Below are 14,227 nucleotides of genomic sequence, written 5' to 3' on the forward strand. Positions count from 1 at the left end.
ATGCCCACGAACAGATTGTAATCACCACTTTTTTTATTTTATTTGTAGACTTTCAGGTAGCACAATTATGAAAAAAAATTATTTGATAGTATTAATGGTACTCAGTACTTTTTTTGTTATTTCATTTATAACGAACTTACTTGCGCCGATATTCCCGGCTTTGATCCAAAGTTACGATATTGGTTTAACCCTAGCTGGCTTTTTCTCGTTTGCATTTTTTATTGCCTATGGTGTGATGTCGATCCCAGCAGGTTTATTAGTGCAAAGCTTAGGTGAGAAAAAGGTGATGCTGATTGCATTCTCATTGGCACTATTTGGTAGTGTGCTATTTGTTAGCATGCCTGTTTTTGCAGTGGCAATGTTAGCGTTATTTTTAATTGGCACCTCCATGGCGCTGTTGCAGGTGGCCATTAACCCGCTACTAAGGGCAAGTGGTGGATCTAAACATTTCGCTGTGTTTTCGGTGGCGGCGCAGTTGATGTTTGGTGGCGCGGCAACGTTATCACCGCTGGTGTATAGCGCACTTATTAAAGCTGATGCACACGCACAGGGTCAAAACTGGTTGTTGCAATTAGTGCCCGCAGATATGACGTGGCTAAGTATGTACGTATTATTTGCACTGCTATGCGTGGTGATGCTGGTGGTTATCAGTGTTGTTCCTATGAAAGAAAAGGCGCAAGCACAGAGTACGCAACAAAACAGTATCAAACAAAGCCTGCAATTATTTAAAGATCCAACCGTGATCAAATTCTTTTTTGCCATCGTGGCTTATGTCGCTCTTGAGCAAGGCGTGGCTAATTCAATTTCAGTATTTTTACAAACCTACCACCAACTTGATCCAAATACACAAGGAGCCCAAGTGGTGAGCCAATTTTGGTTATCATTGACGTTAGGGTGTTTGCTTGGGATCGTGTTATTAAAATTCTTCGATGCTAAACATGTCTTACTGGCTTTTAGTGTTGGTGCGGTGATAAGTCTACTAACGGCATTATTTGCAGGAACTGAGTTGGTTTTATGGGCGTTTCCTGCGGTTGGATTTTTCTTATCAATTATGTGGTCAGTGATATTTTCGTTGGCATTAAACTCGGTTGCAAAAGGGCATGGCACGGTATCAGGCATTCTATGCACCGGGATTGTGGGTGGTGCGTTTGCATCGCCTATAGTCGGAGCGATGAGTGAGCTGACAGGTAGCTTGCAACTATCATTATTACTGTTACTTATACCACTTGGTTATATTTTAAGTGTGGGTATCTGGGCTAAGCCTCTTATTGCTAATCACACGTTTAAACGTAATTCACAAACAGCAACACTTGCTGAAAGTAACTAATTTAACTTGATGACAAAAGAGGCTGTAATGTCACAAACTTTATTATGTGTTGACCTAGGTGGCACTAAAGCACTAGTAGCAAAAGTAACCGCTAATGGTGTAATTGAAAAACGTTATTTTGACGTGGATGGCGCTGCAAGTAAGCAGCAAACAAACGATTTTTTATGCAGTATTATCAGTCAAGTTATTGATCAAACATGCATGGGTATAGTGATTGGCGTGCCCAGTATGGTCGTGATGAAAACAGGCGAAGTAATTGAAACGGTTAATATCCCTAATTGGAAAAACGTACACCTAAAGCAATTGTTAAACACGCACTTTAAATTACCTGTGCTTGTTCATAACGATGCCAATTGTTTTGCTATGGGAGAATTTACCCAAGGTGACTTTAAATCAGATACGAATCTAATTGGAATTTGCTTAGGCACGGGCCTTGGCGCAGGGTTGGTGTTAAATGGTCAGCTATACACTGGCAAGCATTCCGCCGCTGGCGAGTTTGGTAGTTTTACTTATCAGCAAGGTATTATTGAGCATTTTACCTCAGGGCAGTTTTTTATTAATCAAGGTACAACGGGTAAACAAGTTTACCAAGATGCCCTTGATGGTGATGCACATGCGCTGCAGTTATTTGATGAGTTTGGCATGCACTTAGCCAATGCAATAAGCCACGTAGTTCTGGCGTTTGACCCTGATGTTATTGTACTTGGTGGCTCAGTTGCTCAATCATCGGCTTTCTTTTTACCGAGTTTACATACCCAGCTAGCCAAGCTTGTTAATCCGGTTATTTTACAGTCGTTAGATATTCGTATCAGTGAACTAGGGGATAACGCGCCATTACTGGGCAGCCACGCCTTGTTCATGCACGAAATTATCAGCGATCAGCCACTAGGAGCCAACTATGCGTAAATTTTTATTATTTATGGCTGGGGCATGCTCGGCCACAGTAATGGCTAAAGCACCAACACAAATTGAGCTAGATACGTTAGCACAGCAGTTATCGGTAAATTATGAGCTACTATCAGCAAAACCTGATGTGTGCCCAGCACCGCATCAAGCGCAGTGCTACTTATCACGGTTAACATTGAGCGCTCCTTACGACGTAAAAAGTAATAGCTGGTCTGTTTATTTTAGTCAGTTAATGCCAATTTACAGCACTGACTCAGCGCAATTTAGCATTACTCATATTAATGGTGATTTACACCAAATTAAGCCCACAGCAGCGTTTACTGGCTTTAAAGCAAATACGCCAATCAGTATTGAGTTTTATACTCAAGAGTCACAAATTACCCGCTCAGAGTTTATGCCTAACTACATGTTGGCAAGTAGCGGTTTAAAAAGTCGGGTTATTGATAGCACTAAGACCACCTTAGACCCTGATACAAAGCTTGAGTTGCAACCTTATTTAGCCCCATTTTTAACACTTGAACAATTACAAACGAGTAAAGATGATGCCACGGTGTGGATGGGGGCTGAGTATTTATATCAAAATGAAACAAAGCCTACATTAAGTAAAGCGCCGCTTAGTGTGATACCAAAACCGGCTGATTTAACTGTATTAATAGGGGAAGTGGTCGATTTAAGTCAAGGCCTAAACTTACAATTAGATGATACCAATCAAGCGCAGTTAAGCGCGGCGCTCACGCGACTAACAAGCTTTGGTATCAAGCAACACAGCCAAGGTATAGCTACCACAATTAATTTTGATCTACCGGGTAATGTGCCCGAAGCCTATACCCTTAGTATGCAACATGATCAAATAGCGATCAGTGCAAGCAGCCTATCAGGCGTGTTTTATGCTCTACAGAGTATTGCTGGATTAGTGAGCCTTGAGAATTTAACCATACCCGCGCTCAAAATTACTGATGCACCACGCTACCCATTTAGGGGCATGCATATTGATGTTGCACGTAATTTTCGCTCAAAAGCATTTATTTTAAACACCATAGAGCAAATGGCTGCTTATAAGCTAAATAAACTGCACTTACATTTAGCTGATGATGAAGGGTGGCGATTAGCGATTAAAGACTTGCCAGAGTTAACTGAAGTAGGCGCAACACGCTGTTTAGATTTAACCGAGCAAGCGTGTTTATTACCGCAACTAGGCGCGGGGCTTAATAAGGAGGCAGCGGTGAATGGCTATTACAGCCAAGCTGATTACATTGAAATATTAAAATATGCCCAAGCGCATTTTATTGAAGTGATCCCATCCCTTGATATGCCAGGGCATTCACGCGCTGCAATTATCGCGATGGAAGCGCGTTTTAATAGTTTAACAGCACAAGGAAAAAGTGCACAGGCACTCAAGTATCGTTTGGTGGAGCCTGCTGATAAAACTAACTACAACTCTATTCAGCACTATAACGATAACACGCTCAATGTGTGTTTAGACTCAACCTATCAATTTATAGATAAAGTACTTGATGAAGTAAACGCGCTGCATGTGCAAGCTGGGGTACCTTTTAAAACCTACCATATAGGTGCTGATGAAACCGCGGGTGCATGGGTTGATTCGCCAAGCTGCAAAGCAATTAAGCAACAACAACCAGAGTTACATTCATTTAATGGCTACTTTATTGAAAAAGTGAGTAGCCTAGTGGCTGGTAAAGGCTTAAAAGTAGCTGGGTGGAGTGACGGTATGAGTGATGTTGCACTTAAGAACATGCCCAAAACTGTGCAATCAAATGCATGGGCAACGCTCAGTGAAGAGGGTCATCAAGTTGCACACCGTCATGCTAACCAAGGTTGGGATGTGGTGCTATCAAGCCCAGACGTGACCTATTTTGATTTTCCTTACCAGTCACATCCGCAGGAGCCGGGCAATCACTGGGCAAGCCGCGCTATTGATAGCAAAAAAGTATTTGGGTTTATGCCTGATAATTTACCTGCACATGCTGAAATTTGGCAGTCAGTAAAATCACAGAACTACAGTGCTGATGACCGCCAGAGTATTCGCACTAAAGAATTTCATGGCCTACAAGGGCATTTGTGGTCAGAGTTATTGCGCAGTGACCGTCAGGCGGAATATATGCTTTATCCTCGACTGCTGGCGTTAGCTGAACGTGCTTGGCATAAAGCACCATGGGAACTTGAATATAAGACGCAGGGAGTTAAGTACGATCAAAATACAGGGCACTTTAAAACAGCATTAAAGCAGCAAAAAGAGGCTGATTGGCAACGTTTTGCAGCGTTAGTTGGCTTTAAAGAATTAGCTAAGTTGGAACAAGCAGGGCGCTTTTATCGTATTCCAAGTGTTGCTGCACGCGCCATTGATAATAACGTTGATGCATTTATTCCTTATCCAGGGCTTACAATTGAGTACCAAAACAGTGGTGGGCAGTGGCTTAAGTATCAAGCCGATAGCAAGCCAGTATCAGCACAGCAGGTACGTGCAATATCAGTTAATGGTTTGCGTAAAGGACGAGCATTAGAGCTATAATTAACATGTTTGATGAGTGAATAAAAAGCCGTGCGAGTCTTAATCGTGCGGCTTTTTAGTTTTTTGGTTGGTCTAAAATGATAGCGCTGTCATTTTTGTTGGTGTATGATTAATTTTATGTAATAAAAATGGTTTTAGTATTGTATGCCTTGTTTTTTAAAGCTTTTACAGTGTAATACTAAAATAATTAATTAAAATAAACAGTTGAGATAAAATTATGGAAGCAACCGTCGAGTGTGACGCAAACACAAAGCATAGTATTTGGCTGCCAATGACATTGGCCGGGTCAATGTTCTTTATTCTAGGGTGTATAACCTGGTTGAATGGCGCAATAACCCCGTTTTTACAACAAATGCTAGTGTTATCACCATTGCAAGCATCGTTCATTATTTCATCGTTTTATATTGCTGTAACAGTCGCAGGTATCCCATCTGCAATGCTTATAAAGCGTGTTGGCTATAAAAATGGTATGGCGATAGGGTGTGCGATAATGGCTGCTTCGGCGCTAATGTATATACCTGCCGCTAAAATGCAAATGATCGAAATATTCTTATTTGCACAGCTAATGATAGGTGTAGGCCAAACTATTTTACAAACCGCGATCAACCCGTATGTGGTTAAAATGGGCTCTGAGAAATCTGCTGCAGTACGTGTATGTATTATGGGCTTATTAAATAAGTTTGCTGGTGTAATTGTACCGGTACTTTTTGCAGCCGTAGTCGTAAGCGGCGTCGTTGCTGACGGTGAACAGTTATCACAAGCACAAAAAGATGCGATGGCGAATAGCTTGATCCTACCTTATATCGGTATTGCTGGTTTAATCTTTCTATTTGCATTATTTGCTAAGTTTGCACCATTACCAGATTTAGTATTCGAAGAATCTGAAGGTAACGGCAAAGGTGAAGTAAAAGAAGCGTTAAGCCACCCACACCTAGCGTTAGGCGTTATTGGTATTGCCTTATATGTAGCCGTTGAAGTTATCGCAGCAGATACTATTGGTTCATATGCACTACACTTAGGAATTGCTGATTACTCTGTTATGACTTCGTATACTATGGCGTGTATGTTAATTGGTTATGCTATTGGTATTGCACTTATTCCACGTTTTATGTCGCAGCAAAATGCACTTGTTATGTCAGGTATTGCCGGTATTGTGACTGTGCTTGCCGTAGTTATGGGCAGCAACGATTCGTTTATTATTGCTAACTTATTACTTGTACCATTTGGTGGCCCTGAGTTACCTGATCCATTGTTATGTATCGCATTACTCGGTTTTGCTAATGCAATGGTTTGGCCTGCAATTTGGCCGTTGGCACTTGCAGGGCTTGGACGTTTAACGGGTACTGCGTCTGGTTTATTAATCATGGGTATTGCGGGTGGTGCATTAGGTCCATTACTTATAGGATTAGGTAACGTAGCCGGTCTTGGTTCTCAAGGTGCTTATATCGTGATGATCCCAAGCTATATCTTCATTTTATTTTATGCCCTAAAAGGCCATAAAATGAGAAGTTGGAAATAGTTAAGTTATCTAGCTGCAGGCTTGAATAAAGCTAGCGAGTTCGGTGATAAAGAGCGTGGTTTTATACCGCGCTTTTTTATGCCTTGAATTTGAGGTAATGATCAAAATTGGCTAGATGCTTACATGTAGTCTTGATGTAGGTTGGGCTTTAGCCTAAAAGGCGCTGAGGTTTGAAGTTACTAATAGGTTTAATCTACGCGCTGTTTTCGCGATAAATCACGACCTACAAGTGGATCTGTGTTTAGTTGTTGGAGCGATGTAGGTTGAGCTTTAGCCCAAAATGCACCGAGGTTTGAAGTTACTAATAGGTTTAATCTACGCGCTGTTTTCGCGATAAATCAAGCCCTATAATTGGACCTGTGTCCAGTTGTTGGGGCGATATAGGTTGAGCTTTAGCCCAAAATGCACTGAGGTTTGAAGTTACTAATAGGTTTAATCTACGCACCTTTTCATGTTCGTGATAAATTACGCCCTACGATTGGTTCGTCATTATCGTAATAAATAATAGTAACAAAAAAGCCGTGTTTGATTTATCAAACACGGCTTTTAATATTTTTAGCTGTTACGCTTAAAACGCGTAGCTATAACCCATTTGGATTGTACGTGGCTTACCAGGCTGGATGCCGCCGTTTGCGCGGTTAGCGATGTAAGTGTTATCAAACAAGTTATCAACCGTTAGGTATACTTTTTGATTGTCATCAATTAAGTATTTAGCGGCTAAATCCCACACTACACGGCTGTCGATTGCATTTAGGCCGTCAGCACTTAAATCAGCGTGCGCGTCAGATACATAACGTACTTGCGTATCAAATACGAAGCTTGAAAGCGCTGCGCCGAATGAAAGAGCAAGTTGATTTTCTGGAACGTAAGGCATTGCATCGCCTTTATTTACTTGACCCCAGATATCTGATGCAAAGTCATTTTTAAACTGTGAGTCAGTGTAAGTGTAAGTTAAACGTACTGGGAATGTTGCGCTGTCAGTTTCGAAAATACGACCTGCTGAGAACTCAAAACCAGATACTTCTACTTCACCGTAGTTATATTGGTCACCAATGTTCTCATCACTACAACCGATAGATGCAGTACAGTTACCGTGCATATTGCTGTAATCAGAGAAGAAAGCAATGATTTCACCATCAAAACCAGCTACGTTATAACGGCCACCAAACTCGATGTTTAAGCTTTCTTCTTCTTCTTGGTCAGCATTACCAGGTGAAGCTGGTGCATAACCTTGCTGAATACCAGCAAGTAACGTTAGGCTATCGCTCACAGTATAAGTTGCACCAAGTGAAGGTACTAAGATCTGTGTATCGTTAGAGATATTTTTAGTTAAACCATTTTCACGTTTAGGGTCAGATTTAGACCACTCTTCACGAGTAATAGTGATGTCTTCATAACGAAGGCCAGCATTAATAACTAACGCATCGATTGTCCATTCATCTTGAATGAATAATGTCGTTGCTTCAGCGCTATCAAAGCGGTTGCTGTTTGAACCAGGCGCACCAGCACTTGTTAGTGTCATTGAAAGGTCTTGGTTAAGCGTGTATTTGTCTTCCCACTGGAAACGGTCCATTTCATCTTGATGATGACGTAAGCCTACAGTGATGTAGTGATCGCCTGCTGGAATGTGTAGTTCAGTTTGAATACCTTTTGCCTGGTAGTCACGGTTATTCGCTTTAACGCCAATACCTTCAATGCCTTCAGCTCTTGGTGCAGCTTCAAATTCACTGTACTGCGCTAAGTAGCTTTCGCTTACTTTGCTTGCTTTATACCAGTTACGATGAAAATCATTTAAGTAAGCTGTTGCTAAAAATTCATAGCCAGCACCAAAACGGTATGCATAGTTTAATTGGTATGCATTATGTTGCGTGTTCATTTGGTCTTTTTGCGACGCAGCATAACGACGATTCGGCGACGCTTGATAATCAGCCTCAGTTAAACCCATGTAAGTTTCGTCAGATTGCTCATCAGAGTACTTAATTTTCATTTCTAGGTTATGTGCGTCGTTTTCGCCAAATTTGTAACCAAATTTAAGTAATACGTCGTTCTTTTCAAAACCAGTGTTGTCGCTACCTACTGGTAATTCTTTAAAGCCATCAGCGCCATAGCTGAAAACTTCAATTAGGGCAGCTGCATTATTTTTTTCTTTACCGAAGTACGCATGGCCTTTATAAAAACCATCAGTACCAAGTTCTGCATTAACTAAACCATTAGAACCTTCTGTTGGTAAGCTACGTGATACTAAGTTTAAAACACCGCCCGTAGTACGAGGGCCATATTTAACAGATGCTGCGCCTTTTAATACTTCAACTGATTGCATACGACCCATAGTAGGGAAATAGTAAGCTGATGGAGCAGAATAAGGAGCTGGAGCGGCTAGTACGCCATCTTCCATTACAGAAATTTTATCGTTACGGCCAGTACCTGTACCACGCATACCAATGTTAGGGCGCAGACCGTAGCCGTCTTCTTCTTGAACATATACACCAGGTACTGAGCTCAATACGCGTGAGATATCAGTGTACTCAAATTTTTGTAGCTCTTCATCACTGATAAAAGTAGCTGAACCTGGAATGTCGTTAATAGCTGCTTGTGAGCCAATCACGGTGATTTGTTCAAATGCTTGCTCTTTTTCAGTTACATCTTTAGCAATAGCACCTGCACTTAGTGATAAGGTAATTGCTGCAGCAAGAGTAGAAACAATAAACTGAGATTTCATTGAATATCCTGTATGTTTAATGGAAACAAAAATAATTTACTAATTTAAACACGGTAACAAATACGAATCAATGTCATTGCATATTATATTATGTCATTTTTTCGAATATAGGTGTTTAGTATTAATATATGAGGTCAATCAATACTTCAAAATCAATACTAAAGTGCTGCTCGTGATTTTTCTTTGTTCAAACTACATGTTTAACGATTAAGTGGTTTTGTTTAAGTAAGCTTACTTAAGTAAAACAGTAAAGCATCAGTTTTATATCACGTCTTTATCAATCAAATAACTTGCTAATAGGTAAGATGAAAACTCTATTCAAAGGAGTTTATATGAAAATTATTTTAGCTATTTTTTTATGCCTGTTATGTAACATTACATATGCAAGTACCATTCAGTCGGGTTTAAAAGTACTGAGTATCAAATCAGCTCATTTATCTAAGCCAATCGAAGTTGAGATTTATATCCCCAATGGTTACGATGAAAAGAGAGTTACGCCTTATCCATTACTAGCAACTAGCGCTGGTGATAGCCGTATCGCTATGTTACAAAGCCAAATTGATTGGTTGAGCCATGTTGATTTTGGGCCTATGCCCAAGGTAGTGATGGTGCGAATTCCTAATATTGAACGCTCAGATAAAGCGAATTACAGCGATGATGAGCTACTAGCGACAATTTTGCACACCGAAGTTTACCCTTATATACGCGCAAACTTTAATGTTGCATTTTTTACATTAATAGAAGGGTTTTCTACGGCTGCAAATAAGGCATTAGCATTATTTGCTAATTACCCGCAGCATTATCAAGGGGCGATAATCATAAGCCCCGCACTTGAGCTTGCTGATACAGTGTGGCACGACAAAATTAATCAATCCTTAAAGCAAAATTTGGCGAATAGGGCGTTGTATTTGTCATTGGGTAATTTTGCAGGCAATCGTCTTTATTTTACTGCTTTGAAAAAATATGTCAGTAGTGCAAGTAATCACAGTGTATTTGAAGATCTTAGTCAAAAAAATTACTTAAGCACCGCAGTACTTGGGTTTAACAATGCAGTAGAGCACTTATTTGCAGATTTACAGATTGTAAATTTTGAGTTGTTTGCACAATCAGGCATTAAAGGTGTGCTAGGTTATCATGAGCAGTTGCTTAAAAAATACGGCTACCCACACTCTCCCAATAACAATTTGGAAGGGCTTGCCGATCACTACTTTACCCATCAACAAGTCGATAAAGGTTCACAAGTCTTTACCTACTTGATTAAAAGCAATCCAGAGAATGCAATTTATCGTTTGCGCCATGGGCAAGCATTACTTAAAGCAAGTAAGCCAGGCGATGCTAAACCCATTTTAAATAAAGCCCTATTAATGGCTAAAAAGCAGCAAAATCAAGAGCTGATAAACTACATCAGTGAGTTACTTAACTCACTGTAACAAAGGTGGCTGTTGTAGGTTTATTTTAATTTTAACGAGGTTAGCTTTCTTTGCCATTGGCGTTGTTGCTAACAGCGAAAATGGCGCTAACTTAAAATCACTGGCTAGTAAGGTTTTTTCGTCATACGTGCCCAGTACTGCGATGGCTTTTTGCGTGGGATCGTATGCGTAAATATGTTGATTTTTATCTGCCACTATTAGTTTATTATCACGGTAATAAAAGCGCCAATGCAGGTGTATATTTTGTAAGGCGCTAACCTGTTCTAATGCGTTATTTTGCAACTGCTGAATAATAGGGTGCTCAGTGGTTGCAGCAAATAGTTGGCCAGTATTGGTTATTTGCGCCCAATGTATAGGCCCTCTAAATAAAACGGATGCTGTCATACTATTTAGATCCAATTTTATTAGTTGCTTTGTGTTGCGTGTGCGAGCTAACAAAAATGGCGTATTCAGTTGTGCGCTATGTTGAAATAGTAGATCAATCGAGGTTTGCAGCGAAAATGTACTTACAACACCGCTCAAATCAACACGGTTTAAACTGTCATCACTTAAAAACCACAGCGCTTGACCATCAGCGTGCCATGTAAAATGCTCAATAGGGTGCATAAAGGTTAATTGTTTTGCCCCTTTAGAATTTACAAACCATAGCTGACGCTTGCCTGTACGCTCTGATAAAAAAGCAATGCCTTGATCAAGCTGCATACTACGAGGCTGGTATTGAGCGCTTTGTTCTAAAAATTCGCTATCGGCAATGTAAGTATCGTAAAAGCCCTTCGATGTTGAAAAGCGTCGCTCTAAAATGGCTTGATCTTGGTATGACTGCGTGGCTAATAGTGTGTGCGTATCAATTACATCAGTAAGTGTCACATTGTTATTACCCAAAAACGGAGTTTGTGTAGCAAGCTGGCCATTTTTATATACATATAATGTATTGTTATGAGTTTGCAGTTGCGTGTTTTTGCTTAATGGCTGCATTGGAGAAGCGTGAAGCTGTGAGTAAGTTAAAGCTTCAGCACTCATTGTTGTTAGTTGGTTGTTTTTAAGGCTCATAAACCACACCATAGGTATATTACTATCAGTTAAGCCACCGAGTAATAAAACGGGCTGATCTGAGTTGGTTTTATCAATATTGACCCAGCCGATAGTGTTCAAGTTATATGGCAAGCCAGTTATGTGTGTGTGCTGATCTGAATTGACAGTCAAGCGTGTTAATTGTGTGTCGGATACTAGCAATGCAGTGCCAGCATCAAGCCACAAAGCTTGCTTAATATCAGGCGGTTTACACTGACCAATCAGCTGAGTAACAAAAGGTGGCGATAATTGAATTGTTGTTAATTGGCTGCATTTTACTTTATTAGGCTGATTTATTTGTTGGCTGATAAGTACTGTATCGCCCTGATCATTAAACACAGGAGAGGTGTAAAAATCTGCCGACTCTAAAAGTGTGCTCGTGCGCCCAGTTAGCGTATTCAACAACATTAGTTTATCAGTATATTTAGGCTGTGGCGTGTCAGCTTGTTCAATATACGCGTATAAATGCTGGTGGTTTTGACCCTCAAGTTCTGCTGCTTGATTATAAGTCACAGGTGAAATGTCAGTGACGGTTAATATGCTCTTTGCTGTAAAAAAATTGCGCACAGGGGATGCGTATAAAAAAATGATTACAGTTGCTACCGCCATTAATGCAAAAACACTGGGTAAAACAACACGCTTATTGGTGTTAAATAAAGCTTGCTGAGGCGCTGATTGAGTCTCTTTTAATGAAAGCCGATAACCGCGTTTAGAAAATGTTTGAATTAAAGTTTTGTTGTCATCGTCCAAATGCTTTCGTAATTGCGTAATACAGCGCTGTAACGCGTTAGGAGCAACAACACTTCCAGCCCAAATAGTATCAAGCAAGTATTGCTGCGACACTAACTCACCCTTAGCTTGGTATAGGCTATTAAATACAGCTAATACTTTGGGTTCTAGCTGCGTTATTTTACCCTGCGAATGTAGCTCGCCAGTCGTTGGGTTGAGCTGCTTAGCGTTTATATTTATCATTTAAACAGTGTCTTATTATTTTTGTTGTTTAATCTGGAGTTTAGCTTAAGCGTAATGTTATAAACTCAGCGAGTTTGTCTACGGCGTGTTCAGGCTCATCGGCACGTTTTATTAAGCTAATACCTATTTGGCCAAGTTCTGGCAGTTGCTTGGTTTGTAACTGATAACTTAGCTCATTCGGCACGGTACTTTTTGCCAGTACAGTGATCCCCAAACCTTCTTTTAATGCGGCGGTTAAGCCGGTCAAATCAGCGTTGCTGTAAATAATACGGTATTTAATCCCCGCTAATTGTAAGGCTTCAATAGCGCGACGGCGATATATACAACCCTCCGGCGCAGTTACTAGCGTGATGACCTCATTTTGTGCAAGCGTTAAATCGCCAACCCACACTAGCTGGTCTTGCATAAATACAGGGAATTTTTCAGAGTTTAAATCTTCATTAAGCGCAAGCACCAAATCAAACTGATCTTGGCGCGCAACGGAGAGCAAATGTTTACTTAATCGTGATTTAACCTCTAACGATACATCAGGGTAGAGCGCCACAAAATCGCCTATAATGGCAGGCAGTATGCGGGCTGCAAATTCACTGGGAATACCCAAACGTATTTTTCCTGTCACATTTTCGTTAGTGAACAGCTGAAGAATCGCATCATTTTGCTGTAACATCTGCTTGGCAAGTGGCAGTAGAAGCTCACCGTACTGATTAAGTACTTGGCGCTGACCTTGTTTTTTGAACAATTTACGACCAAGCACATCTTCCAAGCGTTTAATTTGCAAGCTTACCGCAGGTTGCGATAAACCCAGTAATTCTCCCGCTTTGGCAAAGCCGCCCACTTCAATTACGGTTACTAAGGTACGTAGGCTGTCTGTTGAAATATTCTTCATATAAAAAAATTCAATTTATAGGGTTAAATACATAAGCATTATTTATCAATTGATAAATAATTACAATTTGTTGTTGCCAGCCACCCGCAATATACTTTTGAGACTAATGATTGATAGGTGTCGATAATGACTTTTACTCCAATAATGTTTGCTCGCCATAGCCAAGTTGACGTGCCAGATAGCAACCTGCTTGAGGCTAATACCAACAACATGGTGATAGATTTTAGCGGCACTGAAGCAATCCCATTTTTAACCACTATATTAGGGTTAGATATTAACAAGCTAACCGCCAGTGGGTTAGGTATTAAAGGTACGTTAGACGGTGACTTAAATAGCACGTATAGCTTTGCTTTATATTATTTTAGTGAAACTGCCTTTAGATTTGTGTTGCATAGCGACGGCGCAACACAATTACAAGCACTGATCAGTGAGCAGCAGCTTCGCTACGATATTGAATTTGTAATACGCAAAGAATTAGCTACTTTATTATTATGCGGCGAACATGCTTTTGATGCCTTAATCGAGGCGTTCAAGCTTACACCAGGCTTACGTTTATCAGATATTAATAGCTGCTATGGTGCGCAAAGTGGCGATGTATTTATTACCGCCATTGAAAAGCAATCACAGCAGTATTTTCAGCTGGTGGCAAAAGCGCCAGAGCTTGCTAAATGGCAAGCGCATTTACAGCAGCGCGGGTTTGATATGTCACTCCCTGAAGTTGCCTAAACATTAATTAATAAACTGGCTTGCGTATTATTCACTTGCCAGTTTTTTGTAGTTTATTTGAAAGAACAAATCGCAATTTGGGTGTCAGTGCAGTACAACTTATGTATAATCGCCGCCCATGTTATTCCCCCTCATTAAATT

The 14,227-nt window shown here is 40.5% G+C and carries 9 protein-coding genes; 6 read left to right on the forward strand and 3 right to left on the reverse strand.

What is annotated here, in order from left to right:
• Positions 1-67: 67 nt before the first annotated feature.
• The 4 genes from A7967_RS01330 (at position 68) to nagP (ending at position 6,282) form a co-directional block, all read left to right on the forward strand.
• The gene (locus A7967_RS01330) at positions 68-1,327 is read left to right on the forward strand and encodes an MFS transporter (protein WP_064435274.1); all 1,260 of its coding nucleotides are present in this window, start codon (positions 68-70) and stop codon (positions 1,325-1,327) included.
• Between the two features lie 27 nt (positions 1,328-1,354).
• The gene (locus A7967_RS01335; protein WP_064435275.1) at positions 1,355-2,233 is read left to right on the forward strand and encodes an ROK family protein; all 879 of its coding nucleotides are present in this window, start codon (positions 1,355-1,357) and stop codon (positions 2,231-2,233) included.
• Positions 2,226-4,763, forward strand: coding sequence for a family 20 glycosylhydrolase (locus A7967_RS01340; protein WP_064435276.1), 2,538 nt, complete (start codon positions 2,226-2,228; stop codon positions 4,761-4,763). The genes A7967_RS01335 and A7967_RS01340 overlap by 8 nt, the downstream gene beginning before the upstream one ends.
• Positions 4,764-4,980: 217 nt before the next feature.
• Positions 4,981-6,282, forward strand: a complete 1,302-nt coding sequence (nagP, locus tag A7967_RS01345) for an N-acetylglucosamine MFS transporter NagP (RefSeq protein WP_054205594.1) — start codon at positions 4,981-4,983, stop codon at positions 6,280-6,282.
• Positions 6,283-6,850: 568 nt separating this feature from the next.
• Here nagP and A7967_RS01350 read toward each other — a convergent pair.
• On the reverse strand, positions 6,851-9,001 hold the full coding sequence (locus A7967_RS01350; protein ID WP_064435277.1) for a TonB-dependent receptor family protein: 2,151 nt from the start codon (positions 8,999-9,001) through the stop codon (positions 6,851-6,853).
• A 332-nt stretch (positions 9,002-9,333) separates the two neighbouring features.
• Between A7967_RS01350 and A7967_RS01355 the strand changes: the two genes are divergently transcribed.
• The gene (locus tag A7967_RS01355) at positions 9,334-10,431 is read left to right on the forward strand and encodes an alpha/beta hydrolase-fold protein (RefSeq protein WP_064435278.1); all 1,098 of its coding nucleotides are present in this window, start codon (positions 9,334-9,336) and stop codon (positions 10,429-10,431) included.
• Here the strand turns inward: A7967_RS01355 and A7967_RS01360 are convergent.
• Together A7967_RS01360 and A7967_RS01365 are read right to left on the reverse strand one after the other, a co-directional pair.
• Positions 10,423-12,474: a winged helix-turn-helix domain-containing protein gene (locus A7967_RS01360; RefSeq protein ID WP_064435279.1), complete on the reverse strand. Its 2,052-nt coding sequence runs from the start codon at positions 12,472-12,474 to the stop codon at positions 10,423-10,425. The genes A7967_RS01355 and A7967_RS01360 overlap by 9 nt on opposite strands.
• Before the next feature lie 40 nt (positions 12,475-12,514).
• Positions 12,515-13,360 carry a LysR family transcriptional regulator gene (locus A7967_RS01365; protein WP_064435280.1) on the reverse strand — a complete coding sequence of 282 codons (846 nt, stop codon included), beginning with the start codon at positions 13,358-13,360 and terminating at the stop codon, positions 12,515-12,517.
• 126 nt (positions 13,361-13,486) lie between these two features.
• On the opposite strand from A7967_RS01365, the gene A7967_RS01370 reads away from it, so the two are divergent.
• Positions 13,487-14,086 (forward strand): hypothetical protein, encoded by a 600-nt coding sequence (locus A7967_RS01370; RefSeq protein WP_054205599.1) that lies wholly within the window; start codon positions 13,487-13,489, stop codon positions 14,084-14,086.
• Positions 14,087-14,227: the final 141 nt, after the last annotated feature.

Source organism: Pseudoalteromonas neustonica, assembly GCF_001653135.1.
Taxonomy (GTDB): Bacteria; Pseudomonadota; Gammaproteobacteria; order Enterobacterales; family Alteromonadaceae; genus Pseudoalteromonas; species Pseudoalteromonas neustonica.

Bases quoted from the DNA above. Each gene is read 5' to 3' on its own strand.
- A7967_RS01360 (WP_064435279.1), bottom strand. From the start codon at position 12,474: ATGATAAATATAAACGCTAAGCAGCTCAACCCAACGACTGGCGAGCTA.
- nagP (WP_054205594.1), top strand. From the start codon at position 4,981: ATGGAAGCAACCGTCGAGTGTGACGCAAACACAAAGCATAGTATTTGG.
- A7967_RS01340 (WP_064435276.1), top strand. From the start codon at position 2,226: ATGCGTAAATTTTTATTATTTATGGCTGGGGCATGCTCGGCCACAGTA.
- A7967_RS01350 (WP_064435277.1), bottom strand. From the start codon at position 9,001: ATGAAATCTCAGTTTATTGTTTCTACTCTTGCTGCAGCAATTACCTTA.
- A7967_RS01355 (WP_064435278.1), top strand. From the start codon at position 9,334: ATGAAAATTATTTTAGCTATTTTTTTATGCCTGTTATGTAACATTACA.
- A7967_RS01335 (WP_064435275.1), top strand. From the start codon at position 1,355: ATGTCACAAACTTTATTATGTGTTGACCTAGGTGGCACTAAAGCACTA.
- A7967_RS01370 (WP_054205599.1), top strand. From the start codon at position 13,487: ATGACTTTTACTCCAATAATGTTTGCTCGCCATAGCCAAGTTGACGTG.
- A7967_RS01365 (WP_064435280.1), bottom strand. From the start codon at position 13,360: ATGAAGAATATTTCAACAGACAGCCTACGTACCTTAGTAACCGTAATT.
- A7967_RS01330 (WP_064435274.1), top strand. From the start codon at position 68: ATGAAAAAAAATTATTTGATAGTATTAATGGTACTCAGTACTTTTTTT.